The sequence below is a fragment of the Streptococcus mitis genome (assembly GCF_965111735.1).
GTDB classification, from domain to species: domain Bacteria; phylum Bacillota; class Bacilli; order Lactobacillales; family Streptococcaceae; genus Streptococcus; species Streptococcus mitis_DR.
In genome coordinates, this window is record NZ_OZ217346.1 from 1,206,472 (window position 1) to 1,232,950 (window position 26,479).

24 protein-coding genes and 3 pseudogenes are annotated in these 26,479 nt (G+C 32.3%); 6 read left to right on the forward strand and 21 right to left on the reverse strand.

The features are described from left to right. Positions 1-8 precede the first annotated feature (8 nt). From ACLV7W_RS05860 to ACLV7W_RS05870, 3 genes and pseudogenes are all read right to left on the reverse strand, one after another. Positions 9-1,055: an RNA helicase gene (locus tag ACLV7W_RS05860; protein ID WP_153210052.1), complete on the reverse strand. Its 1,047-nt coding sequence runs from the start codon at positions 1,053-1,055 to the stop codon at positions 9-11. Further along, the gene (locus ACLV7W_RS05865; RefSeq protein WP_094753326.1) at positions 1,037-2,626 is read right to left on the reverse strand and encodes an ATP-dependent nuclease; all 1,590 of its coding nucleotides are present in this window, start codon (positions 2,624-2,626) and stop codon (positions 1,037-1,039) included. The genes ACLV7W_RS05860 and ACLV7W_RS05865 overlap by 19 nt, the downstream gene beginning before the upstream one ends. 711 nt (positions 2,627-3,337) lie before the next feature. Further along, positions 3,338-3,776 (reverse strand): annotated as a pseudogene (locus tag ACLV7W_RS05870) (helix-turn-helix domain-containing protein). 361 nt (positions 3,777-4,137) lie between these two features. Between ACLV7W_RS05870 and ACLV7W_RS05875 the strand changes: the two are divergent. Then, the gene (locus ACLV7W_RS05875) at positions 4,138-6,444 is read left to right on the forward strand and encodes a hypothetical protein (RefSeq protein ID WP_411865618.1); all 2,307 of its coding nucleotides are present in this window, start codon (positions 4,138-4,140) and stop codon (positions 6,442-6,444) included. Here the strand turns inward: ACLV7W_RS05875 and ACLV7W_RS05880 are convergent. Further along, the gene (locus ACLV7W_RS05880) at positions 6,425-7,375 is read right to left on the reverse strand and encodes an ATP-grasp domain-containing protein (RefSeq protein WP_153214830.1); all 951 of its coding nucleotides are present in this window, start codon (positions 7,373-7,375) and stop codon (positions 6,425-6,427) included. The genes ACLV7W_RS05875 and ACLV7W_RS05880 overlap by 20 nt on opposite strands. Before the next feature lie 89 nt (positions 7,376-7,464). Here ACLV7W_RS05880 and ACLV7W_RS05885 point away from each other — a divergent pair, with 89 nt between their 5' ends. Further along, positions 7,465-8,361 (forward strand): tyrosine-type recombinase/integrase, encoded by an 897-nt coding sequence (locus tag ACLV7W_RS05885; protein ID WP_411865619.1) that lies wholly within the window; start codon positions 7,465-7,467, stop codon positions 8,359-8,361. A gap of 525 nt (positions 8,362-8,886) precedes the next feature. After that, a protein-coding gene (locus ACLV7W_RS05890; RefSeq protein WP_411865396.1) for an IS3 family transposase occupies positions 8,887-10,235 on the forward strand; the annotation gives its coding sequence in 2 pieces (ribosomal slippage) (positions 8,887-9,328 and positions 9,328-10,235; 1,350 coding nt in all). Positions 10,236-10,283: 48 nt separating this feature from the next. Here ACLV7W_RS05890 and ACLV7W_RS05895 read toward each other — a convergent pair. After that, the gene (locus tag ACLV7W_RS05895) at positions 10,284-11,405 is read right to left on the reverse strand and encodes an N-acetylmuramoyl-L-alanine amidase family protein (protein WP_411865620.1); all 1,122 of its coding nucleotides are present in this window, start codon (positions 11,403-11,405) and stop codon (positions 10,284-10,286) included. A 12-nt stretch (positions 11,406-11,417) separates the two neighbouring features. Then, positions 11,418-12,638: pseudogene (locus ACLV7W_RS05900) on the reverse strand (caspase family protein). Between the two features lie 110 nt (positions 12,639-12,748). Between ACLV7W_RS05900 and ACLV7W_RS05905 the strand changes: the two are divergent. The 3 genes and pseudogenes from ACLV7W_RS05905 (at position 12,749) to ACLV7W_RS05915 (ending at position 15,665) form a co-directional block, all read left to right on the forward strand. After that, positions 12,749-14,100: pseudogene (locus ACLV7W_RS05905) on the forward strand (IS3 family transposase). Positions 14,101-14,173: 73 nt separating this feature from the next. Then, positions 14,174-15,028 (forward strand): helix-turn-helix domain-containing protein, encoded by an 855-nt coding sequence (locus ACLV7W_RS05910; RefSeq protein WP_153221719.1) that lies wholly within the window; start codon positions 14,174-14,176, stop codon positions 15,026-15,028. 193 nt (positions 15,029-15,221) lie between these two features. Beyond that, on the forward strand, positions 15,222-15,665 hold the full coding sequence (locus ACLV7W_RS05915; RefSeq protein WP_411865621.1) for a transposase: 444 nt from the start codon (positions 15,222-15,224) through the stop codon (positions 15,663-15,665). 237 nt (positions 15,666-15,902) lie between these two features. Here the strand turns inward: ACLV7W_RS05915 and pezT are convergent, their stop codons facing one another. From pezT to ACLV7W_RS05990, 15 genes are all read right to left on the reverse strand, one after another. Further along, a complete protein-coding gene (pezT, locus tag ACLV7W_RS05920) occupies positions 15,903-16,673 on the reverse strand; it encodes a type II toxin-antitoxin system toxin PezT (RefSeq protein WP_411865622.1) in 771 nt (256 codons plus the stop codon). Beyond that, positions 16,673-17,149 (reverse strand): type II toxin-antitoxin system antitoxin PezA, encoded by a 477-nt coding sequence (gene pezA / locus ACLV7W_RS05925; protein WP_000579597.1) that lies wholly within the window; start codon positions 17,147-17,149, stop codon positions 16,673-16,675. The genes pezT and pezA overlap by 1 nt, the downstream gene beginning before the upstream one ends. A gap of 152 nt (positions 17,150-17,301) precedes the next feature. Beyond that, complete coding sequence (locus ACLV7W_RS05930) at positions 17,302-17,529, reverse strand: hypothetical protein (RefSeq protein ID WP_000301902.1); 228 nt, start codon at positions 17,527-17,529, stop codon at positions 17,302-17,304. Further along, positions 17,520-18,152, reverse strand: a complete 633-nt coding sequence (locus tag ACLV7W_RS05935) for a DUF3990 domain-containing protein (protein ID WP_153209503.1) — start codon at positions 18,150-18,152, stop codon at positions 17,520-17,522. Before ACLV7W_RS05935 ends, ACLV7W_RS05930 begins: the two co-directional genes overlap by 10 nt. A gap of 81 nt (positions 18,153-18,233) precedes the next feature. Next, complete coding sequence (locus ACLV7W_RS05940; RefSeq protein WP_153209501.1) at positions 18,234-18,509, reverse strand: hypothetical protein; 276 nt, start codon at positions 18,507-18,509, stop codon at positions 18,234-18,236. Between the two features lie 36 nt (positions 18,510-18,545). Continuing rightward, entirely contained in the window at positions 18,546-18,929 is a 384-nt protein-coding gene (locus tag ACLV7W_RS05945) for a DUF5945 family protein (protein ID WP_411865623.1), read from the reverse strand. Beyond that, the gene (locus ACLV7W_RS05950) at positions 18,926-19,159 is read right to left on the reverse strand and encodes a DUF5965 family protein (RefSeq protein ID WP_000152419.1); all 234 of its coding nucleotides are present in this window, start codon (positions 19,157-19,159) and stop codon (positions 18,926-18,928) included. Before ACLV7W_RS05950 ends, ACLV7W_RS05945 begins: the two co-directional genes overlap by 4 nt. A gap of 50 nt (positions 19,160-19,209) precedes the next feature. Next, positions 19,210-20,295, reverse strand: coding sequence for a DNA primase (locus tag ACLV7W_RS05955; RefSeq protein ID WP_411865624.1), 1,086 nt, complete (start codon positions 20,293-20,295; stop codon positions 19,210-19,212). Positions 20,296-20,304: 9 nt separating this feature from the next. Continuing rightward, a complete protein-coding gene (locus ACLV7W_RS05960) occupies positions 20,305-20,946 on the reverse strand; it encodes a peptidylprolyl isomerase (RefSeq protein WP_084925479.1) in 642 nt (213 codons plus the stop codon). Between the two features lie 327 nt (positions 20,947-21,273). Beyond that, positions 21,274-22,803, reverse strand: coding sequence for an ATP-binding cassette domain-containing protein (locus tag ACLV7W_RS05965; protein WP_411865625.1), 1,530 nt, complete (start codon positions 22,801-22,803; stop codon positions 21,274-21,276). Continuing rightward, entirely contained in the window at positions 22,787-23,194 is a 408-nt protein-coding gene (locus tag ACLV7W_RS05970; protein WP_411865626.1) for an SPASM domain-containing protein, read from the reverse strand. The genes ACLV7W_RS05965 and ACLV7W_RS05970 overlap by 17 nt, the downstream gene beginning before the upstream one ends. A gap of 387 nt (positions 23,195-23,581) precedes the next feature. After that, entirely contained in the window at positions 23,582-24,244 is a 663-nt protein-coding gene (locus ACLV7W_RS05975) for a NisI/SpaI family lantibiotic immunity lipoprotein (protein WP_049502159.1), read from the reverse strand. Between the two features lie 162 nt (positions 24,245-24,406). After that, on the reverse strand, positions 24,407-25,069 hold the full coding sequence (locus ACLV7W_RS05980) for an ABC transporter permease (RefSeq protein WP_411865627.1): 663 nt from the start codon (positions 25,067-25,069) through the stop codon (positions 24,407-24,409). After that, a complete protein-coding gene (locus ACLV7W_RS05985) occupies positions 25,047-25,787 on the reverse strand; it encodes a hypothetical protein (RefSeq protein ID WP_000590350.1) in 741 nt (246 codons plus the stop codon). The genes ACLV7W_RS05980 and ACLV7W_RS05985 overlap by 23 nt, the downstream gene beginning before the upstream one ends. Continuing rightward, complete coding sequence (locus tag ACLV7W_RS05990; RefSeq protein ID WP_001025883.1) at positions 25,784-26,470, reverse strand: ABC transporter ATP-binding protein; 687 nt, start codon at positions 26,468-26,470, stop codon at positions 25,784-25,786. Before ACLV7W_RS05990 ends, ACLV7W_RS05985 begins: the two co-directional genes overlap by 4 nt. Positions 26,471-26,479: the final 9 nt, after the last annotated feature.

The window sequence follows — 26,479 nt, forward strand, 5'->3', positions numbered from 1 at the left end:
TATTTCCTTTACTTTATCTTCTTATAATCAATGATATCTTTTTGATTTACAAAATATAGGTTTCCCCTCGTACGTGTACACGCAACATAAAATTTACTTTTGGTTTGTGAAGAAAGTTCATTCAAGCGATCAGCTGCGAATAATTTATATGTTGTTTGATTTAATACTACACAAACATTGTCATATTCAGAGCCTTTACTATCCCCCCAATTCTGACTCTTGCAATCATAATCATAAGATTTTTGATAAAAAAGTTTCATAACGTTATCATTTGTCATTATTGATTCTATTTTATCCTTTGAGTCTATGAGAATAATTTCGGCAGGAAGCTTTTCTTCTCGCTGTGATAAAATTTCAATAGCTAAATTATCAACAATAAAGTCACAAACTATTTTTGGACAACGATAACTTTTTGATAAACTTGACAAATCAATTTCATATCCTGAATCAGAAAGAACTTTTATCCAATTCTCAAAACTCGAATGGATCCCTTTTCCTTTATTAGCTCGCCTTGAAGTACTAAAGGTTTTTTGATAAAAATCTCCAAATAAAAATACTTCTGCATTAAGATTACTTAAACTTAAAAGCCAATCAAAATCATCTGACTCAAAATCCTGACACTCATCTACATAAATACAATCAAAAAATTTATCAATTCTATCCAAATATGAATTATCAAATCCAATCTCTTTCCTCTTATAAATTACTGAACCCCTTAATAGAGATTTAGAAAGTTGATTCTGAACAATTCTTCCAGTATTATCTATAGTAGTGTTATCAAATTTCCATTGAGGCTCATAATCAAAATTTATTCCTTTTGGTCGTTTCCCTAAATATGGCACTAAGCAAAAACTATATAGAAACTCAAAAACACCAAAAATAAAAGTAGACTCAGGGATGAAGCTAAATTTGTCAATCAACTTTTCTCTGATTGTATTCTGGTTCGTCTCTGTATACGTAAGTATAAGATTTCTTTTTTGAGGATTAATACTTTCAATTATTTTAGTTGTTTTGCCACTTCCAGCAACGGCATGAATTAATCTTTTATTATCCATTCAATCGCCTCTTTAATGTAATCAGGTATAATAAATTCGTCACTTCTATGATCAGTCTCCATTTTTTCTAGTAATCGCAATGCAAATTCAGCCTTCTCCCTAAGCATATATCCTAATAAATCTTTAGATTTAGTTAAACCAAAAGAATCTAACAAATCCTTGTTATTATTATAAATACATAATTCAAATGTTCGATTAGCATTATCTAAATCAGAGGAAACTTTTATATTTTGGAATTGTTGATAAGAACTATATTTTGACTGTACTTTACTTTCATAATCACCATCGTTATCCGTTATAACTGCTACTTTTTTATCAGTAAAGTTGGTTGCAATTTCTAAATACCTCTCAAAACTTAATCCATCTACAGAAATAATTGATACATTAAATTCTTCAGGCTTTTTGGAGTGGAGTATTTCGAAAAACTTCTCTACTAAAATATACTCAGCATTCCCCTCAACAAGAATTATCTTCTTACCTAGAGAGAAGTTCAATAAATTTTGATTAGTAGATTTTTTGAAAAATCTTACAGTATCTTTTTTCAAACCTTTAAGTTTAGATATCTGACCATTATCTAAAAAAAGAAGATTATCTACACCCAATCTTGAAGCAATCATATTTGAATGAGTCCCAATAAAAACTTGAACACCTGTTTTTGAACTTAGCATTCTAACTAATTTTTGGAGGTTTTGGAAGCTCAAATGATTCTCAGGTTCCTCAATAAGTAGTATTTTAACCGTTTCCTTGAGATGACTGTATGCATTTTCAACACCTAATAATACTTTTTCTCCTTGACCTAAATTTTTTATATCTACACCATTTTTTACAGCTGATACTGAATTTCTAAATGAATTTTCTGATTCGTCAAAATGAAGTTGGAATTCTGAAGCATTCTCCTTCAACAGTTCATCCTTCCTTAAAGTCTTTAAAAAATTAAATGAATTTATCCTGTATTGATGATTAACTTTTGCTCTATTTTCAGCTGATATATTTTCTAAATACACCTCATGGATGCGTTTTTGAATTTCTTGTTGTGTATCAATAAGACTTGTATTTATTATCGAATGTAGAAACTTATACGGTTTATTATACGAGGAGTAGGGTTTCCCTGAAAATGTCAAAAATTCAACTCTATAGAACTCAAATGGAAAGACTGTCCAGTTACTATCATTTAAGACAGAAGTAATTTCAGATATATAATCTTGATCGGGAATTATTTTTAATGAAAGTCCAAAAGCTTTGATTTTTTGAGAGTTATGCTTTCCTTCAATATTGAAGTTAGAGGAAATTTCAGTACATAATTCATCAAAATAAATTTCGACAAAGGCCTCAGGAAGCTGATTGATATCCTTTGTTCCCATAAAATCTAAAATCGCTTCTTGATTAATGATACTAGCCAAACTACTTCTCTCAATCTGACTATGACTTCCACTCAGCACTAATCCAACAGCATACAATAACGTCGACTTTCCTGCACCATTCTCTCCAACGAAAATGTTAACTTCTGAGTTACAAATAAAATCAACTCTTTTATAACGTTTAAAATTTTGTAAAATTATCCTAGAAATCATACATATCTCCTAACATTGATTAGCATAACATGCTCAATAAAATTATATCACACTAGTGATAAATTGTACTTAATCACTACCTTTAATAACCAATAACTCCTTAAATATATCTCTTCCTTACATCTTGAAAAATTTTTGACATAATTGTTGCATAATAAAGTAACTGGAGTTTTATCTTATGTTTTCTAGTATTCGTCTTAAAGAACGTAGAATACCCAAACTGAACTCTCCAACCTATTAAAAATCAATAGAGCTTCATACAACAACCTATTTTGAATCAGGATATAAGATTATGCTCCCTATCTTCAGCTCTCTTCAAAAAATTAAGATAAGGTTGATGAGTACGCAGGGAATTACTTCAAACACAACAATCACATGATAAGGTTGTGACACGTTTTCCTGTAGAAGTGTTCTATGATGTTTCTCTTTCTACTGGTCTTGGAGAATCTCTCTTTGATGAATAGTGGGTGTTGCGCTCGAAAACTATCACCCTCAATAATGATTATATTGCCCTGAAACTCTTTGAGCTTGATGCAATGGATAGTTTTCTTTATAGTTCGCTAAGAAAGAAAACTACTGGATTTTGTCTCATTTTCTTGCCTTTCGTCAGTGTGTGAATATTGCAAGCTAAGGCACGGGCAAACTCCTCCTCATTATATCATAAAAACTCATTAAGCTACTATTCGATTTTCTGGTGTTTTCTAGTATGATCTAAATACCATCCAAGTAGTCTCTGTAACGCTCCAGCTCTTCTAAAGTAGTCAACAGATAAATGTTGGTATTTACCATATCAGATAAGGCACCACTCATTACAATTCAGTGATTGCTCTCATTATTAAAGACGAGGTTCTGGCTATCTTGATAACAATAGTGATGAGTTAGGAGATTTGTTCAACGTTTCTTAACAATCTCTTTTTTTAAAGTCAGTTTATAATCTTCCCACTGGATTTAATATTTTTTCTTTCCCAACAATATTCACATACGATACATTGATTTTTTGGCAAATTTTGTCTATTAATTCTGTTGAAATTAAACTTGTTCCCTTTTCATAACTGCTAAGGCTATTTGTTGAAATGCCTACAATTCGTGCAAATTCTGGACGTGTCAGGTCATGTTCCTTTCGTGTGGATTTTATATTGTTTCCAATCATGGTATGCTTCTTTTACTCGATAATACTATTATAACATTTAGAAATTAAAAAACAGATTCTAAATCAATAGAACGTATAATTCTAAAATTAGAATTTTTCATGATAATTCTATAAAATGTTGCTTTTCTAATAAACTTGTACTTATTTCCTTCAAACTACACAAATATCTCCTTGTTGTAAGTGTGTAATTGAATCAAAAGTATTAGATATAATTTCAAAACAGAGTTTTAAGCTATAGTTGGCGAATACTATAGTTTGCTATTTAATTCTAACTAAAAAATCATTATATAAATCAAACTGTTAAAGATGAATTTATGGTATACTAGTGATAATAAATAGTTATCGGTAGGAAAATAAAAATATGGAATTTATAAATCGTAGAGATGAACTAGAAAAAATACAAAATGAATATAAACAACATTTAAAAACAGGTAAAAGTCAAGTTTATATTATTAGAGCGAATTCAGGTATAGGGAAGTCGGAGTTTATAAAAGAAACTATAAAACATTTTTCACAAACTCCTATTGAGATTCTTCATTTAGATGACACTGAAAACTCTTCTACATTTAGACGTTTTGTAATTGAGTTAGATAAAGTAAGCCAGTTCTATGGGTATCTTGATTTTAAAGCATTCTATACTAAAAAAATTAATAGTTCAAAGGCCCTGCAACTACTATTAAAAATGTCTTCTTTTTTTGGTCAAGCTTTTATTGGAATGGTATCTAAAGAAAATGGCTTAGAATCTATAATCTCTGAAGTAAATTTGCCTTCTTTAATACCTGATCCTAGAGAATACGAAACTTTTATTTTAAAAGCTCAAACTGAGAATCTATTTGAATACGCAAAATATGTACTAGATCATGAAAATTTATATTTCAATTTTCCAAACGCCTCAGTAATTGATCAAGAATCACTCGATTTATTGAATAAATTGAGTGAAAAATCTGAAGGAAGTCTATTCATTTTTGAGTGTGCAGATAAAAAAGTTGAAAATAGTTTTAAAAATAGTCGCAACATAATATTGAGGACATATCAATTAGAAAAACTCTCCGATGAGCACATTAAACTATACATAAATATTTTGTCAAATCAGTTAGCATTACAAGCTGAACAAATTAATTTTACAACTTTACAGGATTCTATAAGAAAAGGAGATTTATCGGAAATCTCTTTAATACTAAAAGATTTTTCTGAGCGTTTGAAGGAAGATAAGGCTTCCAAATTACAGAGCATTTACCAGATTATTGAAAATATTTCTCAAACTCAATTAGTATTCTTACTTTTTGTATTCTACACAAAGAGAAAATTATCACTTACGGATTTAAGAGAAATCATGTTAGAGACTGATAAAACTTTTTCCCAAGAAGATATCGATTTTCTTCTTGAAAAAGGGCTATTAGACCAAGTTGAAAACTTCGTTTTTCTATCAAACTCTGTATCAGAAGTAATTAGACAAGAAACCTATTTCAAAAAAGAGAAAACATTTGTTGGCTCAATTCTCATCAGATTTCTTAACTTAAAGCTATCTCAAACAAATGAATTTGTTTATTTAGATACTCTTGTTGATTACTATATTTGTTCAAAATTTTTCTTACAAATTAAATTAATATTACCTAAGATACAGGAACGTTTATTAAACTTTGATTCACAACAAGGTCGTAAAGAGTATTTCGAAATTTTTTATTTAAATAGGCAGAGATTTATCGAGAAAGATAGTTCCTTCGCACTGTCGCTAGCTAAAATAGCCTATTATGCAAATTTATACTATGAGGCACTAGAGTTTATCAATCTTTCAACAGAAGTTACGGCAGACATAGTATTTGCCAAGTCCTTAATTTTAAATCGTTGTGAATATTTTCCTGAATCCATTAAATACATTCAGGAAAATATTATGAATCTTAGTGAACAAAGCTCACAATTTTTCAAACTATCATTGATTAAACTAATGAACTTAATACAATTAGAACGTAGAGATGAGGCTAAAACAATCTTTGAAAATATTAAATTACAAGTAGATAATCCGTACTACCCGTATTTAATTAGAATTTCAAATGTATTTGAGCTTAGCTTTTCTGAACGACTAAGGAAAGTTGAGGAAATTTCAGGTAGAATTTATAGTCTAGAAAATGCAGAATTCTCTGGTCTAAATGCTATTTACTTGTCTTACTTGTATGCGGTCAATGATAAAATTAATGATGCAGAGGAGCAATTAAATAAAGCCAGAGATTTTTTTGGAGACAGCCTTATTTACAATCATATGATTCTTCATAACGAAGCCACCATTAAATTCCATAATAATGATATTGATAACTCTATCCCAGAACTGCTCAATAATGCTAAGCTAACTGCATATGATCAATATGATTTACTCGCAATTTATAATAATTTACTAGTTTACTATATTCTAAGCGACCAAATAGCAGATATTAATTGTCAAATGCTTGTGTATGAATTAGAAGATTTGTTAAACGAGACAGGTTTTAAAAGATTTATTGATAAAATTTATTATAACCTCTGCCATTATTATTATAGAATGTACAATTCTGAAAAGGTCGAAATGTACTGTAATAAACTAGCTGATAATCAAATCAAAAACTTCTCAGATTATAAAATGAAGTTAATGTATGAAACTTCGTGGAAACTCCCCCTTAATTTAAATGATGAGTAAAGAGTGTTTGTATCATTTCATCGTACGTATAGCCATTTATGTTGAATGTTTTAGGCACAACAGATTTTGGATATAACCCAGGATTAGCATTGATCTCTATTAGATAAAATTCTGCATTTTTTATTCGACCATCTACTCGTATCAATTTATTTGGAGACAAGTTCTTATAAAGTTGCTTTAAGTTGATAATATCTTTGTCGCTTAAATAGCAACTTTTTTCGATTTCTACACCGATTTTTTGTTTAATTTCTGAGGTATAAGCCTGATACTTGAATTCACTATATTCTGGAAAAATAAGTTCAACTTCTTCAAAAAATAACTTTCCTTTATTTTCCAAAATAGTAATAGCTACTTCTCTTCCTTCAATGTATTCCTCTACTAGAATACCATCAAAGTCCTTCATTAATTGCTTGAGGGCCATATCTGCCTGTTCCATATTTTCAACAATAGAGTTTTGTGTAATTCCTATTGATTCTGATTCATAGTTCGGTTTAATAATAATTGGATATTCAAAGTTCGCTAAAATTTCTTTAGTGTATGAATGAGCAAATACTAACAAACTTTTTGGGACTTTTATACCAAAATTTTCTGCAAATTTCTCTGTCATAAATTTATCTTGACATAAAACTTGTACATATGGGTCTGGGTTGAAATATTTAATTTTATAATTTTCACAAAATGCTGGGACACTCATGTTTCTAATTCGACTGTTATAGCCAAAATCAAAATTTAACACAAAATCGTCTAGGTGATTAAAAACACTTTTTTTGAATCTCTCAAAATTATCGTAAAATATGATTTCATCAATAAATTTAGAAAAACTTTTATAGAGAATATCTCTCAATTCATTGCGAGTGTATTCTCTGTTTTCGATAATTTTTGTTTGAATGGATGAATCTGGATTGACATTTAAAATGACTACTAATCTCATAATTTCTCCTACCGATAACTATTTATTATCACTATACAAAGCACTCAAATAGGTTTATAATAGCATGATTATTGATAAAGGAGATTTTTATGGATTATAAACTTATTTCTACTTACTTAGATTATTGCAAAACTCATAAGCGTTTGAGTTCACACACGATTCGCGCTTATAAGAATGATCTTATGCAATTTTATAACTCAGACTATGATAGTGTCGAATCCTATATAGAACAGTTGACACGATCTAACATAAAAACGAATACATTAAGAAGAAAAATTGCTTGTATGAAGGTGTTTTATAACTATCTAAAATACCAGAACATAATTGAAGAGAATCCCTTCAATCAATTGCGCTTTCAATTTAGAACTGAAAAAGTATTGCCTAAAACGATTCCGTATGACATTCTGAAAAGCATTTTTATATATTTAGAACGGAAAGTAATTGTATCTAAAACTAACTATCAAAAACAACACGCTGAAAGAAATCTACTAATTATTTCGCTTTTACTTTCAACAGGCATCAGAATTTCTGAACTTTGTCACATTCATCTCAAAGATATTAATCTGTCCAATAAGACACTCCGTATTATAGGAAAAGGTAAGAAAGAACGTATCCTATTTTTAGGAGATCAAAAAACATTCAATTTATTAGAAACATATATAAATAAAACAAGAAATGAATCCAATGATTTCTTGTTCCCAGGGAAACATTCACTTAAACCATTGTCAGAGCAAAGTGTACGTTTAGTAATAAAGAGAATCGTTGAACAAAATAACTTTTCTAGAACTATTACACCGCATATGTTTAGACATAGCTTTGCGACAATGCTTCTAGATAATGATGTAGATATTCGATACATTCAACAAATTCTTGGACACAGTTCTATATCAGTCACACAAATCTATACTCACGTATCTCATTCAAAACAAAAAGAAATACTTAGTTCTTTTAATCCTATATCAGTGATTCATTCTGAAATCGAGTAAGAGACATTTCTGAAGGTTACAATATACTTCATCTTAAATTAATGTTTGTAGTTCGACTTTAGTTAATAGATTTTATACTCAACAAAAGCAAAAAGCATACAAAACCCACTTTGAATCAGTATTTATACTATATTCCGTATTAAGAACTCTATAATTGTTTTTCTAAAATACAATCTTAAAATATCCTTAAATATAACAAAAAAGTTTTGTCAAAAACAATTCCTAGATAAAATGAAGTAAATCTTTCCACAATAAAAGGTATATTATCAAGTTTTTTTCAACATCTGATACTATGCCTTTTTCTTATTTTTAAGACTCTTTGCCTATCATTTCACTTACTAGTAAGGTTCACAATAAGTTTAATCTTTGTACGCAGATTGTTAGCAATAAAGAAAAAATTCCAAATTTCTAATCTCCTTTATTCTATATTCATTAACTAAAAAAGAAAACCTACCTTCTCAGTAGATTTTGAACTGCCCCCCAAAAGTTAGACAGAAAAAATCTAACTTTTGGGGTGTTTTTATCATGAAATTAACTTATGATGATAAAGTTCAGATCTATGAACTTAGAAAACAAGGATATAGCTTAGAGAAGCTTTCAAATAAATTTGGGATAAACAATTCTAATATTAGGTATATGATTAAATTGATTGATCGTTACGGAATAGAATTCGTCAAAAAAGGAAAAAATCGTTACTATTCTCCTGATTTAAAACAAGAAATGATTCATAAAGTCTTACATGAAGGCTGGACTAAAGATAGAGTTTCTCTTGAATACGGCCTCCCAAGTCGTACGATACTTCTTAATTGGCTAGCACAATACAAGAAAAACGGGTATACTATTGTTGAGAAAACAAGAGGGAGACCAACTAAAATGGGACGTAAGCCAAAAAAGAGACCTGAAGAGAGGACAGAATTAGAACGTCTTCAAGCAGAAAATGAGTACCTGAGAGCGGAGAATGCTATCCTAAAAAAGTTAAGAGAACTCCGATTGAAGGAGGAAAAAGAGAAAGAAGAAAGACAGAAATTGTTCAAGAATTAATGACTGAGTTTTCGTTAGATATTCTTCTAAAAGCCATTAAACTAGCTCGTTCGACCTACTACTATCACTTGAAACAGCTAGAGAAACCAGATAAGGACCAAGAGCTTAAAGCTGAAATTCAATCCATTTTTATCGAACACAAGGGAAATTATGGTTATCGTCGGATTCATTTAGAACTAAGAAATCGTGGTTATCTGGTAAATCATAAAAGAGTTCAACGCTTGATGAAAGTACTCAATTTACAAGCTAAAATGCGACAGAAACGAAAATATTCTTCTCATAAAGGAGACGTTGGTAAGAAGGCAGAGAATCTCATTCAACGTCAATTTGAAGGCTCTAAAACAATGGAAAAGTGCTACACAGATGTGACAGAATTTGCCATTCCAGCAAGTACTCAAAAGCTTTACTTATCACCAGTTTTAGATGGCTTTAATAGCGAAATTATCGCCTATAATCTTTCAACTTCACCCAACTTAGAACAAGTAAAAACGATGTTGGAACAGGCATTCACAGATAAACACTATAAGAATACGATTCTCCATAGTGACCAAGGTTGGCAATACCAACACGATTCTTATCATCGGTTCCTAGAGAGTAAGGGAATTCAAGCATCCATGTCACGTAAGGGGAACAGTCCAGACAATGGTATGATGGAGTCCTTCTTTGGGATTCTGAAATCGGAAATGTTTTACGGTTATGAGAAGTCATTTCAGTCGCTTAAGCAATTGGAACAAGCCATTGTAGACTATATTGATTACTACAACAATAAACGAATTAAGGTAAAACTAAAAGGACTTAGCCCTGTACAATACAGAACTAAATCCTTCGGATAAATTAATTGTCTAACTTTTTGGGGTCAGTACATTTTCTCTGTTTAAAATTTATTGCCAAGCGCCACTGGCATCTACATAGTAACCATCAGGTGTGTAGGTATTGTGAAGCATCTTACCTGATGAAGCAAGGTAGTACCAAGATCCACTATCTTTTACCCATCCTGTTGCCATAGAACCTGAGTTGTTTAGATAATACCAAGATCCACTATCTTTGATCCAACCTGTCGCCATAGAACCTGAGTTGTTTAGATAATACCAAGATCCACTATCTTTGATCCAACCTGTCGCCATAGAACCTGAGTCCTTTAGGTAATACCAAGAGTTATTATCATATAGCCAATTGCTAGCAATCATGGCTCCTGATGATTTAAAGGCATACCAGTTGCTACCTTGATAGAGCCAAGTTTGATTGAACATGACTCCTTTATCATTCATAAAGTACCAAGTTCCCTTATCCTTAACCCAAGCATTCTGAACTAATTGGCCTTGTTTTTGATAGTACCAGTTTTGGTCTGATCTTAGCCAGCTAGCAGTTTCAAAGATTGGAGAAAGTTTTACATATGATCCACTGCTATTATATTGCCGAGTAATCTTTCCTGGTTTGATTAAATTAAGAGTTCCATCCTCACGCCAAGCAACAACAGATTTTCCTGATGTTACAGTTGGGAGCGTTGCAATATAAGACTCATTTACAGAATCCCATGAACTTTCTAAAATTTGGTCACCATTTAAAACAAAGTAGCCACTCTTAGCAGTATCTGAATCAACATCGTCAACTACTTTAGTCGACCAAGTCTTCACTTCATTTCCACTCTTAGCTTCTACTACAATATCCCCACGATATCCATAAGGAATATAAAAGTGTAAAAAACGTCCCTTATCTTCAGTTTTAGATACAGTTCTTTCCTCCGCTAAGAAGTTAGTATTTTGTTTTTCTCCATTCAATCTAACTGTCCATTCGATTTCGCTAGTACTAGGTAAATCTAACACTTTAATATTTACTTCATATCCATTATTAATCTTGCTGACTTTCCCATTCTCGTATCGAATTCCACCTTTGAAAGCCCAGTCTTCTTTAAGTTCAAATGCCTTTCCTGCTTGAGGTAGAGTCAATAAAACTAAACCTGCCAAAGACAAACTAAATAGTGTAATTTTTTTTGATACTTTCATTTTATCGCCCCCTTATTTCTTAAATAACACAAATTGACTGTTGTCTGGATAAACTTCAATATGCTGGTTAGAATTTTGTTTCAAAACTTGTTCACGAGAGTATGTATACAATTCATTTAATGTGATTCTGCGATTATAATTTTGGTCTGCTGCTAAAGATACTTGTGAATTCTGTAGAGGATTCCATCCTGAACCTAAAGACCAATATTTAGTCGCTAAACTTAATGATCCACCACTAGAGTATTCTGCACCTCTTGATGAGCATAATACTAAAAATTTAGAGTCAATCATCTCACCTGATTTTTCGTCACCATTCATATTAGAAAATCCTGATACAAACTCATCCGTATCAAAATATTCCGTAGAAGCTGCTTCATTGGCCTCACCTTTATTATCTTTAGAAATAATTGTTCCAGCATGACAACAATCCAACATAACAACAAATTTACCTTTGTATTGTTTCAAAATGGACGCCAATTCCCAACCAGAAAATGCTGTTTTATCACTACCAATATAGATTCTTCCATCTCTTCCTCCATGACAAGTAAAGTAAAGATAGTTCACATCACTTTCGGTAGAAGATTCAAATAGTTCTTGCATTTTTGCAATAATCTCAGCTTTTGTTTTATCTGGGAAGCGAACAACTTCGCTAAAGTTTTGGTTGCTAAATACCTTTTCCATCGCATTAACATCTGCGATAGGTACTGCTGGAGTAGATGTTTCACCAAGAACTAAAGCCCGACGATTGATATTTCGGCTTTCGCCACTATTAGCAAAGAAATAGGTATCATCTCCTATATTGTGCCAACCAACTTGCATATCCCCACTGCTAGATAAATAGTATTGTTTGCCATTGATAGTCTGTAGTCCCGTTTGCATTACACCGCTAGTATTTAAATAGTACCAGCTACCAGAAACCCAACACCATCCAGTTTTCATAGCACCGCTATCATCTAGATAATACCATTTCCCATATTCTTTAATCCAACCTGTCTTCATCCAACCTTCACTATCAAAATAGTACCAGGTGCTACCTATTTTTTCCCATCCATTTGTAGTATAAGAACCATCAGAATGTTTATACCACCAACGGCTACCAGATTTTATCCAACTTCCACTTGACTTACTATAAGTCGTTTGAGAGGATTATTCTTGAGCAGAAACTGGATTATTTGCTGGCAGAGATGCGACTAAGCTTAATAAAGCAACTGTTGACAATAAAATTTTTTTCATGATATTATTGTCCTTTCTATTTCATTTTTGTATAATCATATCATAAATAAAAAATGAACTGCACCCCAAAAGTTAGACAGAAAAAATCTAACTTTTGGGGTGTTTTTATTATGAAATTAACTTATGATGATAAAGTTCAGATCTATGAACTTAGAAAACAAGGATATAGCTTAGAGAAGCTTTCAAATAAATTTGGGATAAATAATTCTAATATTAGGTACATGATTAAATTGATTGATCGTTACGGAATAGAATTCGTCAAAAAAGGAAAAAATCGTTACTATTCTCCTGATTTAAAACAAGAAATGATTCATAAAGTCTTACATTAAGGCTGGACTAAAGATAGAGTTTCTCTTGAATATGGCCTCCCAAGTCGTACGATACTTCTTAATTGGCTAGCACAATACAAGAAAAACGGGTATACTATTGTTGAGAAAACAAGAGGGAGAGTACCTAAAATGGGACGTAAACGGAAGAAAACTTGGGATGAAATGACAGAACTAGAGCGACTCCAAGAGGAGAATGAACGCTTACGTACTGAGGTGGCTTACTTAAAAAAGTTAAAAGAGCTGGAAGACAGGGACGAAGCCATACAGCGAGAAAGGCAGAGACAATTAGAGAAATGGCTTCAGGAGGATTTCGACTAGATTTACTTCTTGAAGTGACTCGTTTACCTAGCTCAACTTACTATTATCAGTTGAAGGAACTAGATGGGCTTGACAAAGATAAAGATCTTAAAGCTGAAATTCAAGCTATTTTTACTGAGCACAAAGGAAATTATGGCTATCGCCGAATAACTCTTGAATTGAGGAATCGTGGTCATATAGTAAACCATAAGAAGGTCCAACGTCTGATGAAAATCCTTGGTTTAAGTGCTCGAATTCGCCGTAAACGAAAGTATTCTTCCTACCAAGGAGAGATTGGCAAGAAAGCAGAGAATATCATTCAACGCCAGTTTGAAGCATCGAGACCAATGGAAAAGTGTTATACGGATGTGACAGAGTTTGCCATTCCAAATAGCACGCAGAAATTGTATTTATCGCCTGTTTTAGATGGATTTAACAGCGAAATTATTGCTTTTAATCTTTCTTGTTCTCCTAATTTAGAACAAGTAAAAAAGATGTTGGAACAGGCCTTCACAGAGAAACACTACGAGAATACGATTCTCCATAGTGACCAAGGTTGGCAATACCAACACGATTCTTATCATCGGTTCCTAGAGAGTAAGGGAATTCAAGCATCCATGTCACGAAAGGGCAACAGCCCAGACAACGGTATGATGGAATCTTTCTTTGGCATTTTAAAATCCGAAATGTTTTATGGCCATGAGAAAAACTTTAAATCACTTAATCAATTGGAACAAGCTATTATAGACTATATCGATTACTACAACAACAAACGAATTAAGGTAAAACTAAAAGGACTTAGCCCTGTACAATACAGAACTAAATCCTTCGGATAAATTAATTGTCTAACTTTTTGGGGTCAGTACAAAACAAGCGTCTTATTTTTTGCAGAAATGGAAGAGGTATGTTATGGAAAATTTCGGAGCAGTTTTAAAGGATATTCGTATTTCAAAAAATTTTCGCCTTAAAGATTTATCATGTAATGAAATTAGTGAATCAACTATTTCTCGTTTCGAAAATGGCATTACAAAATTATCTATTAATCATTTTTATATTCTGTTAAATCGTCTTGGAATATCATTTTCGGAATTTGAAGAATTAGTTCATTGTTATTATTCCAAAAAAGAATGTCTTTTTGAAAAATTAGAGCATGCTGTAAACTCTTCAGATATATTTTTACTTCAAGAATTAGTGGATAAAATAGAGTTAAAAGAAAAGCATGAAAAAAGTATATGCAATTATCATATAAAATTGATTGCTGAGCAACAGATCAACCGTCTTGCAAACCTTCCTTACAATACATCTAAATGTAATGAGCTAATCAAGTATTTGCTTTCTGTAGATAATTGGATGGAGTATGAACTGAAAATTTTCTATAATTCGGTGTTTTTTATGAACACTAAAACCATAAGTTTACTATATAGAGTGGTAATCAAGAAAACACGACATTTTTTAAAAACAGATATGGGAACACATAGAGTAATTCCTTTATATTTATTTAATTTAGAATTATTATTAAAAAATAATTTGTTAGATAATGCTCAATTTTTTATAGATGATTTAGAAAATTTACTGACCAGACAAGGATATTATTTTGAAAAGAATTATTTACTTTTTTTAAAAGGTATTTATCTCATAAAAACGAATCAAGTAGAGTTAGGTAAAAAAGAATGTTCCAAAGCTATGAGAATATTTAAGGAATATAATGATAGGGACATAATAAATAAATTAAACCGGAGATTTAAACTAGATTTATCAACTTAATTGTTAAATGATATCGTTTTAAAGATATATCAAATTCCCTGTTGTAAAATGAAGTGCCAGAATCGAGTGAAAGCAAGTCCAGAGGAACTCGTTGAAACGATGGAAGGAAAGTTGTCACTAGAAGACCGTTTCCTCTTAGACCAAAGCTTAGAGGAATGTTAGATGTATCAGGAACTCATTGAAAAATTGAGCGATGAGATTCAACACTACATCGAAAAGGAGTTCCCCTGAGGAAAACAGGATACTTCAAACCATTCCAGGTGTGAATGAAAACTGTGCTGCCACTATTCTAGCTGAGATTGGGCCAACTGTTACGACCTTTCCATCCAATGCACACTTAGCATCATGGGTTGGACTCTGCCCAGGATCTTATGAAAGTGCTGGCATTAAAAAATCCTCACACATTACGCAAGGAAATCGCTATATCAAACAGGCTTGGACCATGTCGGGATTAATTGCAGCACAACATTCTAAGGATCCAGCTTTTTCTTCTTTTTACAATCGAATTTTCCAAAGAGGAAGCAAGATGAAGGCGATTATTGCTTATGCTCTTAAGATTCTCAGAATCGTTTACAAACTACTCTCCACCAAGCATACTTATCAAAAAAAGGCGCTAGGACTAAGGAAACAGTTCTAACGCTAAAACTAAAAAAATTTCAATTACAGTATAGAATAGCAAGAGATTTTTTATGCTATTTTTGGTGTTTTTATTAAATAGAAAGTTTTGTCAAAAAACAATTCCTGAAGAAACTGGAGTAAATCTTCCTACCAGAAAACGCATAATATCAAGTTTTTCAACACCTGATACTATGCGTTTTTCTGATTTTAAAGACTTTTTTCAATCCTAAATAGACTATATTATAAAATTCGTAATCTAACAATCATTTCTATTAGTTAAATCTTTCAATCTTTCTTCTCCAGATTTAAGCATTTCTTTCTCAACTTGATTCCATTCTCCAAATAGTAAATCTTGAAGAACATCTGCTGCTGAAGTTTCGTTTTCTTTTGAATCATATACACAACTTCTATCTCGTTGATAAATTTGAATTCTTTCAAAGATAGATAGTTCTTCCAACTGCCGTGTATTATCAACTAGATGATTTACAATGAAATCATGATGTTCTTTTGGAGTTGCGCGTGCTTGATTTGGATTGATAGCGTGTAGTTCTTCGTATCGGATAAGGGTGCTCAGATAGGACAGCTTAGGCTTTGTCGCAATCAAGGCTAATTGTACTTCATATCCCTTATTTTTCAAGAGTTGTGCCGTTTTCTTTGGAACATCAATCGTTCGTAAAGTTCCCTCAATCAAAAGATTGTATCCCAAATGACTCAATTCTGTTACTAAAGACTCTACCATTTTACCTGCAAAATCTTTGGTGTATTCTACACTATCTTTGCCATATTCTTGCTGCAGTTCTAAATAGTGTGGATGCTGAGAACGAAAACTATCGCCATCTATGATAACAATATTTCCTTGAAATTCTTTCTGTTTAATACGATGAATTGTAGTCTTACCGGCACCACTTTGCCCTCCAAGCAAAATCGCTATAGGTTGCTTACTGGACTTTTTTCCTCTTGTCAGAGAACGAAGATTCCGTGCTAAAGCATGTTTAAATTGACTATCAGTATAATCTTGGATTTCCATTAGGCTACCATCCGTTTTTCAGATATCTCTAACATACGTTCAATTCCATCCAGATAGCCGCTATATCTCTCTATTTCATCAAAAGTTTCTACTAAATAGATATTCGTATGAATCAAGTCAGATAGATCATCACTCATTAAAATCCAAGGATTAGATTCATCATCAATGCTAATTCCCTGACTATCTTGATAACGATAGAGTCGAGATAATAGATTAGCACCTCTTTCTTTCACAATTTCAATTTTTAAAGTCAGTTCATAATCTTCAACAGGATTGAGCATTTTATCTTCTCCTACAATATCGACATAAGATACATTAAACTTCTGACAAATGATGTCTATTAGCTCCGTAGATACTGAACTCGTTCCATTTTCATAACGACTAAGACTATTTCGTGAAATTCCTACAATTCGGGCAAAGTCGTCTTGTGTTAAGTCATGTGTTTTACGTAAGGATTTTATGTTCTTTCCAATCATGGCAAACTCCTTTATTTTTATAATTCAATTATATCATAAAAAAGCATAATGCACCAAAATTGGTGCATTTTTTGTTGTTTTTCTAGCCTAAACTTTACTTCTAAAAAAGCCACCTTAAAGAGTAATTCCTTTTTCGGTGGCTTTTCAAAATACTATACAATAAAATACTCTTGTTTAATTTTTGTAAGCAGGTTGTTAGCAACCGAAGTTACACCAACATGCATCAGTTCAGGATCAGAATAATCTAGATTACGAGCATAGCCTTCTGCAACAGTCTGAGCAATACGCTCATCCAATTTATAATTAGAGGCTTTTAATAGTGCTTGAAATAATTCTGAACTATATAGTTTAATATTATTTTCCAACGATACTACTGCCATTTTTGTAACTCCTCTCCTGTCTTTGATTGATAAACTTTCTCTATTTTCATTATATCACAAAAAGATTGGTTGTGAATGGATAATTGTTTAAAAGAATAGGGTTTTCTAAACTCAGCAAGCATTTCTTCTTTTGTAATTTCATTCTGACGAAAACGAGCTAAAGCTTGGGTTGGATTGTCATCAGTCTGAACACCATAGATAAAATCAAAATGGTGTTGTAATTCATCTGGATTTTCCCGATTTTGAACTACAAATTCCGCAAAATCTAAATCTGACTCTGACTTTTTATGTTTTGCAAAATAGTGACAATGATAGTCAGGGTTCTTAAAAATTTCTACAAAATTTGAAATACGAAATTCTACTATAATTCCTACTTCTTCTTCTGAGTCAAAAATATTATTATTAGAGGTGCTTCGATTTAATACTTCAACTTGCTTGTTAATAAATTTTCTAGCTTGTTCAAAGTCAGGCGTAATATAGAAACCAGGTCCAAAGTCTAGCTCACTCCCTAAATTAAATTGAACATCGATTCCTTTTTTTAAGGATTCTAAATGTCGGAACAATGTCGCATGAAACCATTGCGTCTGACCTAGTTGCTTTTCCTGCTTGGTAGTCAACTCCAAAATATTTACTTCCTTCTCTAGTCTATACTAAAAGTATAACACAAGACTTTATTCAAGTAAAAGAAAATTTTATAAAACGTTTCACTTCCTTCCATCTTTCCTAAATCTCTCTAAATTCTTCTCCAATTGTTCCTTATGAAGTTGATTCTTAGCTTCCTTTAATGTGTCGTCCAAAGTTTCTTCTCTATAAGTTACTTCTGTTTTTAGTTGTTCTGTTTCTTGGTTTGGAGTGAAAATGATATCTAACAGTCGGTCTATTTTTTCAAGATCTTGGACAGGCATACCAGATAATCTATGAATCAACTTCTTAAATATATCACTATTGTCTTGATTTTTCTTAAAAAATTTTGTAAGCATCTATAACCTCTCAAAAAAGCAGCCTCTTAAGACTGCTTAGTGTAATTCGGAAATCGCATCATAAATGGACTGCAATTTCTTATTGTCTTTATTCTTTGTGTCAATCAAAATATGTAGCTCTTCAATTTTCTTTTGACTACTTTGAATATCGCTATTGTTATCTGCAATCAGTCTTTTAAGATGTTGCTGATAACTTGTAGTGATATCTATCTCTTTTCCTGTTCTAACCTCTGTAACTTTGGGTTTAGAACTAGGATTTGATTCCGTCATAGGTGCTTGTTTGCGCTTTTGAAAAGCTGCTTCATAATTTACATCATTACCTCCTTGATGATTTCCAAATAGGGCCGCAATTTTATCTGGATCTTCTTGATTTTCTGATTTACTTTCTAATGGTTGATTAAAATTCCAATCTTTTGTCATTCACTCATTTCATCCTTTCTAAATTCAGAATCATCGAATTGTCTTTCTTTACCAAAGGCATGGTCAAGAGCTTCTTCAAAACTCATGTGACTAATGCTTTGACGCCTTTTGAACGTCGCAAACATCGCTGTCTCTAGTTGCTCTTTGTAAGCAGCTAGTTTTTCTGTCTCTCTTGCTACCTTACTTTCTTGCCTAGTGACCTTTTCTTCTAAGCGTTCAATAATGGTCATATACGATCCTCCTTCATTCTAATATTAGCTAAAACATCTTGATTTTGTTATCACAATTCTAAACATTGAGAGGTTTGTCTTACTGGTTGATTCCTCAATGTCTCTTTTGCAGTCTCGAACATCAATTGTAAATCTGATTTCTTTTCTCTAAGGACATCATTCCAGTCTACTTTTTCTTTCCCAGATTCATTATCAGGGAAATCCAGGAAAACAGGAAATCCTGATTGAGATAACTTATCAGAAAAATCTTTACCTGCATCATCACAATCTACCGCCAGTGTCAATAAATCAGGATGATTATCAAAATAGATGGTGGTATCACGAATTGTATTGATTAAAGGCAATAACTTAGAAGGTATTACTGTATCTAAAAATTCTAACTTCTGATTTTCTTCAGCTATCAGTCGTAAAGTTTGATAAGCAACAACAGACCTTTTTAATCCTTCCATAGATACCAAACGAACATCTGATAGGCTTTGTTGATGAAGTTCGTAATAGCTCATCAAGTCGATAAACGATTCACAAAAGACCAGTCTATTTGGTTTACCAATGTCAAAGGATATTCCAATATGTCCATGGCTTCCTTTTAGAATCGTTTTTAGCCTCTCTCTAGAAAGAGCGGGATTCTTATAAATCCCTTGTAGACTTGCTGCCTGCAGCTTGTGACGATGATCAAAGCTTTTAAAAACAATAACAGGTTCAACAGTTTCATTTGTTTTCCAACTAGCTTGTGCTATCAAACCTTGTTGAATCATCTTTTCTATGATTTCTTCTGAGATTCCTCTACATTCTGTTAAGTAATATCTGGCCAGACTACAGTTAGAATCTTCTACTCTCTTTAAAGGATAATAAAATGGTCTCTCTCTTTTTTCTTGAACAGCTTCTTTTTGAAAAGGTTCTTCAGAAAGAAAAGCTAGAGCTTCTTTAAAGGAAATTCCCTTAACAAGTCGAACAAAATCAATAACATCACCTTGAATATCTCTTGAAAACCATTTAAAAGTATTAGTAGTTGAAAAAATTCGGAATGAATCGTGTTCAGGATGTTCATAGACACTGCTCGAAACTTGTTTAAAGGAGATACCTAAACGATTGGCTACATCAAGAATTGAAATTTGCTTACATTCTTCTATTTCCATGCAATATCATCATTTTGTCGTAGTATTTGGCAGTGATGGTATTGATGATGATTCTTCTAAAGTTTTAGGAGTTGCCTTATCTAAATCATCTAACCCAGATTTCCAAACCTGTACTTGATTGACCAATAACTTACCAGGTAGTTTAGAATAAGACAACTTAACCGTTCTGGTTTCTGTCTGATTGGTCTTTGATTGGTTGGCGTTCTTTAAATCAGATACATAGGTTACATTATAAGAGACCATGGCAATGGCTTGATTCGTAGTCTGATTGACAAAGATATCTGCTTTTTCAAAATGATAATCCAAAATATAATCCTTATACACTTGGTTCATGGCATCATTTTGACTTGACAATTCTTGAGAATAAGCCGATTCAGTCATATAAGGTTGAATACGTGTATTATTTTCTCCGAGCTTTTCTTTCGTATAGTACTGCGTCAAAAATTCTTTTACAGTATCCGATGACAAAATGCTGGCTTTATCTTCTGCTTGTTTGTCCTCTACAAGTTTAGCTGCAGCCAATTCGATTTCTTTGCGATTTTGTTTAGCAGTAGAATGTTGACCAGCAGTATATCCCATCATGAGAATAAAGCTAGTTGCAGCCACTGCTCCGACACTAATTAAGGCTTTAGTTTTGACTTTATTTAACATCTTAGACCTTCTTTCTATAAAAACTAGGTCAAGAATACCAGATAAATCTTGAAAAAAGTATCACAATAGAAAAAGGACTCTACATTGAAAAAAGAATCCTTAATTTTTTATAATACTATCAAATAATTGTCTCAAATTCACCGAGCTTACCACGGGAAAAACGAAGCCTGAGTAAAAAAAGCGCACGGTATTTAGACCCCCAAAAAACCGAAATGCGTTGAAAGCGTATGATCAGTTTTATCATGACTAGATAATAGATGATGAAAATCAGGAATATCCAAAATCATATTCTTATGAAAACTCTTTTGAACTTGTGAAAAGCTTATGTTAGTCATGTTTTAGAACTCTTTTCACGACAACCAACTCCCCATCCTTGATTTCCCAAATCTGATCAAAGCGTGATAGCATCTCTTCTTGACGGTGAAGTGTAAGGACGACAGCACTTGACAAGCTAAGTACCTTGTCTAATTCCTTTTGAAATTGGCTGGCATCCAAAGCAGAAAAAGGCTCATCCATGATAATTAGCGGACTATGACGATTTTTCTCCCGATTGAGATACATGTGCTGTTGCTGACCACCTGACAGGGACTGGGGTGGTATCTTTTCAAACTTTTCATCCCTAAAATTAGCCTCAAAAGTCTTGAAAATAGTGACATTATTTTCATAAGATGAGATAAAGGTGTGCTCCTGTTGCAAAATCATACCAAATTTGCCCCAGAGTTGATGAACAGGGAGATGATCAAGTAAGATTTCACCTTGAAAATCTCGGTCAGTCCCGTTTAAAATGTTAAGCATACTACTCTTTCCAGAACCATTTTCGCCGATGAGGGCGATCTTGTCCCCCTTACGAATTTCAACATGGGGAATAGTCAAGCTAGACTCCCCCAGTCGCTTGGTGATATGGTTTAGCATCAGGCTCTCGAAAGACATCTGAGGCGCCTGAACAGCGGACGGACGGCTGACAATTGCTTGAAAACTTTGCACCACAGGTTTGACCGACTCCAGCATTTGCAAGTCGTATAGGATTTCCTGGATTGGCTCCGAAAAAGCAGTGATATAGCCAAAGCTAGCCACAACCTCAGGAATGCCCAACTGCTGAGTGGCAAGGGAGTAAGCGAGATAAGCGAAAAGGACAATGCTGATAAACTCAAAGGAAAGCCCTGTCAGCAGAATACCCATGATTTTGGTCAAACCGTAACCCAAATACTTATCCTGCAAGGTATTGAGAGAATTTCGTTGCTGGTCCTGAAAGCCAGACAAGGTGACTTGATTGACCAGATGGTGTCCCTTGAGCAAATCCTCCAAAGTACGATAGTAATTTCCCTGCTTTTCTAGATAAACCTGCCGACGTTGGGCGGTTAACTTCCCCACAATCTTGGGAATTTGAATACTGACAGCTGTCGAAACAAGCAAAATCAAAGCGACCAAAGGATTGATGGTGCGACTAATCACCACAGTGTAAATGAGAATCCTCAGAATTTGCTTGATAAAACTCATAAGAGGTGGTAGGTAGTCCTTCTCCAAGGAATCTAGGTCGTTTGATTGATAGGAAATGTACTCTGCCACCGTTTTCTGCTTGAAATCGTGGTGCCTCAACTCCAAAAGCGAATGAAACCAGTCATTTTTAAGATGAGTGGAAAAGAGAATTGCCTGCTTCCAATCCAAACGCATCTGGATATAGTTGCAACCCAGATAGCACAACACCGCCAGGCAGTAGCCATACAAGGCAATTTGATAATGCCCCCTAACCAATTCCTGGGTGAAATAGGGTAGCAAGGCAGTGCAGACATTGGAAATACCACCAAAAACCAGATTAAAGAAAAGATACCAACGCAGCGGTTTAAGATAAATCTGCATAGACTATACTCCTTGCTAAAGCTGTTTTTTTGCATATCGTAGAACAATTTCTACTGTCTCCCGATTCTGATAATGCAATACCAGGACATTGCGTACAATAATTAGAAATCGCACATGTACTACAATTCTTACTGTTTTTTAAAGTGTATTTTGCTATCTTATTGAAAGCCGATCTATTCCATATTTCTCTGATAGGGGTCAGATATATATTTCCAATACTCCTACTGTAAAGAGAACATGGTTGTACTGCTCCTAAACATGTTATATATAGTGATAACTGCACAGAACTACACGTTAAAAAATTTTCATTCTTATGAACAAAAGTAACACCATTTATTTCATCTATTTTTTTCTGTATTGGAATTAGTTGTTTTAGAGTCAACGATTTCACTCTAACCTCATTTCCTATCGTACCTCTCCTTGGAACAATTTGGGTATCAACCTTATATTTGAAATTATTTTTCTTACAAAAATCATATACTTTATCATATGACTAGATTATACCATAATAATTAAAGTTTTTATTAATTTATTAAAGGAGGTTTCACATGAATATTCCCAAAAGAAGATTCTTAATGATTTTACTTGAAATCATCATTATCATCGCCTTATAATTACAATTCTGTAATTTAGCCCCTATATAAAAAACAGCTGAACAACTGAACTGCACCCCAAAAGTTAGATTTTTTCTGTCTAACTTTTGGGGTGCAGTTCAGTATCTAGTTTTTTCTATGCCTGACACTATGCGCTTTTTTCTTTTAAAGACTTTTTGCCCAGTTTAACTTCTTAAGAAAGCCAAATGATATTCTCCATTCAATTTAACTGCTACTTTCTCGTGGATAGACTGATTTTTTAAAGAACAAATTTCTCCATATTTCCAACTTTCGTGCTCCCCTGATAATCTAGTGACTGACTTCACTTGATTATCTAAGTTAGCAACTGTAGCACTAAGCTCTTCTTTTGGAATAATTTCTTCAGTAATTGTAAATAATTGTTCCCCTATCTTCAACTCTCTGGCTTCTTGCTCATTGATAGCAAATTCTCCTACTAAGCGAACATTAAATAAGTCAGAAACTTTTATAAGTTCTTCTTTAGAAATATTATCAAGTAGTTTACATTTATAGAAAGTACTATCAATTTTTATGGCAAATTCTCTATTCTTGGTTTGATATAAGTCACCAATCTCCAACAAATCATTCTTTATTTCATCATTGGAATCATCGTAAGATATTTCATAAATATCATAATGATTGCTTACTTTACTTTCAATATCTTCATATAAAATTAATTGATTAGTTACACCATAATGCTCTCCTTTATAATCAAATCGATTATAACTTGAGTCGAGAAATTTAACATCATACTTCTCATATGTGCATCCAGTCAATCCAAGTAAACTTAAGAAAAAAATTACGGAAAGATAGATCTTTTTGAATTTCATAGTTCTCCTCCTAATTTTCTATAGTTAAATTATCAAAAATCAATAACGCCTCTCTCCAATATGTCTTTACAGACTTATTTTGGATATGAAGTAAAATCAAAACAATTCCCAAACTTCCATCCAAAAATTTAACACTCCCTTTATTTCCATCAGAATATATAATTAAACACCTTTTCTGCTCACAACTATTAAATTAGCAACAAACAATAATACAACATAAAAAATTAAAGCTAATAAATAGGTTGTGCTTCTAAAATTATTTTCTAAAATTATATTAACTGGTAAAATTACTGGAATCCAAAAAATATTAAGAAAAACTTTATTTGTTGCAAATAATATAAATAAACTTTCTACAACAGCTAAAAGTAAATTTCCACCTTTCGCAATAAACAATGTCAATAGCATGTGGAAATGATTTAGCAATATTAGTAATAACCAACTAACTATTCCTACGTAAAAATAATATGAAAAGTGTCCTAACTCTATACCTACAACTACCCATAAAGGAATAGTAAGTAAAGATAATAGTAAATCTAACACAAAAATTTTCGCTCCCCATATACTGGCTGTATTTCTCGAGCCTTTAATATTCTGATAATTATTAGCATTGATTTCTTGTTCAGATACTAATAAAGTGATTATCGTAGTTATCATACAATAGCCTAACATGGGTAAAAAGATAATATTTTCCAATACAATTGTGTTATTTACAGATAATATGTAAATTGGAATTGTCAATAGTTGTATAGTAGACAAAATCAAAATAATGTATAGTTGATACGAACCTTTAAATTTAATCATTTCACTTTTTAGCAATTGGATCATTACTTAACCTCCAATTTAACATTAACAAAGAAACAATAAATAGAATCAATGATAGAAATACGGTAAATACTACCATTTTAACGTCTGTTACATGATTTGTTAAATCTAAATCTCCTGACGGTTTTATATACATAAGACTATAAGCAATTTTATAATGATATGTAAAAGGAAAGAAGAACCAAAAGCTACTTTGAGCGATAAAAGGTGCAACCAAAAAACAAATCAAGGAGTTAATAGATACTAAGATATAGGGGTTGATCCGTTTCGAAAATAGATACAAGAGTGGCAATACCCATATGGATGTTATCGAAATAAGTACTAAACAAATTAAGTCACCAATTATATTCAATGATATTAAGTCGCCATACAAAAAATTACTTGTAAATAATAATATAGCTAAAAACCATACGTTCGAAATGAGTAAATCTTTTAATTTTAAAAGTATCTTTACGATATATATTTTTATGCTATCATTTCGAAAGTATATATTCTGGAAGTTTCCTGCAGCTTCTTCTGCTTTATAATCATATAAAAATAACAAGCCAATAAGCGTGTACAAAAAGACGGCTTCCCACCAATATATTGAAAAACTTTCTAGAATACTCGGTCCAACAAGTAATACCGCTATTAAAATCGACAATCCAGGAGCTATTATCAAGAATTTTTTGGATGTATTTTTTCGCTGTTTTAACCATTCTGATTTAAATATTTTTATCATATTGCGTCACCTCCATGAACAATTCTTATAAATAAAGATTCTAAATCATCACTTTGAACATTCGAACCATCGTAAAAAATTTGACCATCATGTAAAATAACAACTTTATCTGCCACTTTACTAACTTCATACAGTTGATGGCTAGATAAAAGAATTGTCATTCCTGATTTCTTTAAAGAAATCATTAAATTCAACAATTCCTTTATACCATCTGGATCCAATCCATTGGTAGGTTCATCTAAAATGAGCAAATCTGGACTAGTAATTATTGCCATACCTAATCCCAAACGTTGTTTCATACCTAAAGAAAAGCTCCCTGCTTTTTTCTTTCCCGTATTAGATAGCCCAATCAAGTTTAATACTTCATTAATTCGTTCGTCAGAAATGTCATATAACAATGCTCTTGTTTTTAAGTTATCATAAGCAGATAAGTTCATGTAGATAGCTGGAGTTTCAATAAGCGCTCCAATCTCATATATACCCGCATTTTTTTTCCCATTAAAAATAACCGTACCACTATCAGCATTTTCAAGACCAAAAATAATCTTCATAATTGTTGATTTTCCTGCACCATTAATACCTAATAATCCACAAATACTCCCCTCTTTTATTTCAAAAGAAATATTTTTCAGTACTTCTCTATCCTTATATGATTTTCTAAGTTTTTGAACTTGTATATTCATAACTATAAT

Excerpts from the sequence above, each read along its gene's own strand:
- ACLV7W_RS05965 (WP_411865625.1), bottom strand. The coding sequence starts at position 22,803 with ATGCAGATTTATCTTAAACCGCTGCGTTGGTATCTTTTCTTTAATCTG.
- ACLV7W_RS05945 (WP_411865623.1), bottom strand. The coding sequence starts at position 18,929 with ATGACAAAAGATTGGAATTTTAATCAACCATTAGAAAGTAAATCAGAA.
- ACLV7W_RS05985 (WP_000590350.1), bottom strand. The coding sequence starts at position 25,787 with ATGATAAAAATATTTAAATCAGAATGGTTAAAACAGCGAAAAAATACA.
- ACLV7W_RS05940 (WP_153209501.1), bottom strand. The coding sequence starts at position 18,509 with ATGCTTACAAAATTTTTTAAGAAAAATCAAGACAATAGTGATATATTT.
- pezT (WP_411865622.1), bottom strand. The coding sequence starts at position 16,673 with ATGGAAATCCAAGATTATACTGATAGTCAATTTAAACATGCTTTAGCA.
- pezA (WP_000579597.1), bottom strand. The coding sequence starts at position 17,149 with ATGATTGGAAAGAACATAAAATCCTTACGTAAAACACATGACTTAACA.
- ACLV7W_RS05960 (WP_084925479.1), bottom strand. The coding sequence starts at position 20,946 with ATGTTAAATAAAGTCAAAACTAAAGCCTTAATTAGTGTCGGAGCAGTG.
- ACLV7W_RS05910 (WP_153221719.1), top strand. The coding sequence starts at position 14,174 with ATGGAAAATTTCGGAGCAGTTTTAAAGGATATTCGTATTTCAAAAAAT.
- ACLV7W_RS05865 (WP_094753326.1), bottom strand. The coding sequence starts at position 2,626 with ATGATTTCTAGGATAATTTTACAAAATTTTAAACGTTATAAAAGAGTT.
- ACLV7W_RS05980 (WP_411865627.1), bottom strand. The coding sequence starts at position 25,069 with ATGATCCAATTGCTAAAAAGTGAAATGATTAAATTTAAAGGTTCGTAT.
- ACLV7W_RS05860 (WP_153210052.1), bottom strand. The coding sequence starts at position 1,055 with ATGGATAATAAAAGATTAATTCATGCCGTTGCTGGAAGTGGCAAAACA.
- ACLV7W_RS05975 (WP_049502159.1), bottom strand. The coding sequence starts at position 24,244 with ATGAAATTCAAAAAGATCTATCTTTCCGTAATTTTTTTCTTAAGTTTA.
- ACLV7W_RS05915 (WP_411865621.1), top strand. The coding sequence starts at position 15,222 with ATGAGATTCAACACTACATCGAAAAGGAGTTCCCCTGAGGAAAACAGG.
- ACLV7W_RS05990 (WP_001025883.1), bottom strand. The coding sequence starts at position 26,470 with ATGAATATACAAGTTCAAAAACTTAGAAAATCATATAAGGATAGAGAA.
- ACLV7W_RS05880 (WP_153214830.1), bottom strand. The coding sequence starts at position 7,375 with ATGAGATTAGTAGTCATTTTAAATGTCAATCCAGATTCATCCATTCAA.
- ACLV7W_RS05955 (WP_411865624.1), bottom strand. The coding sequence starts at position 20,295 with ATGGAAATAGAAGAATGTAAGCAAATTTCAATTCTTGATGTAGCCAAT.
- ACLV7W_RS05885 (WP_411865619.1), top strand. The coding sequence starts at position 7,465 with ATGGATTATAAACTTATTTCTACTTACTTAGATTATTGCAAAACTCAT.
- ACLV7W_RS05930 (WP_000301902.1), bottom strand. The coding sequence starts at position 17,529 with ATGGCAGTAGTATCGTTGGAAAATAATATTAAACTATATAGTTCAGAA.
- ACLV7W_RS05895 (WP_411865620.1), bottom strand. The coding sequence starts at position 11,405 with ATGAAAGTATCAAAAAAAATTACACTATTTAGTTTGTCTTTGGCAGGT.
- ACLV7W_RS05875 (WP_411865618.1), top strand. The coding sequence starts at position 4,138 with ATGGAATTTATAAATCGTAGAGATGAACTAGAAAAAATACAAAATGAA.
- ACLV7W_RS05950 (WP_000152419.1), bottom strand. The coding sequence starts at position 19,159 with ATGACCATTATTGAACGCTTAGAAGAAAAGGTCACTAGGCAAGAAAGT.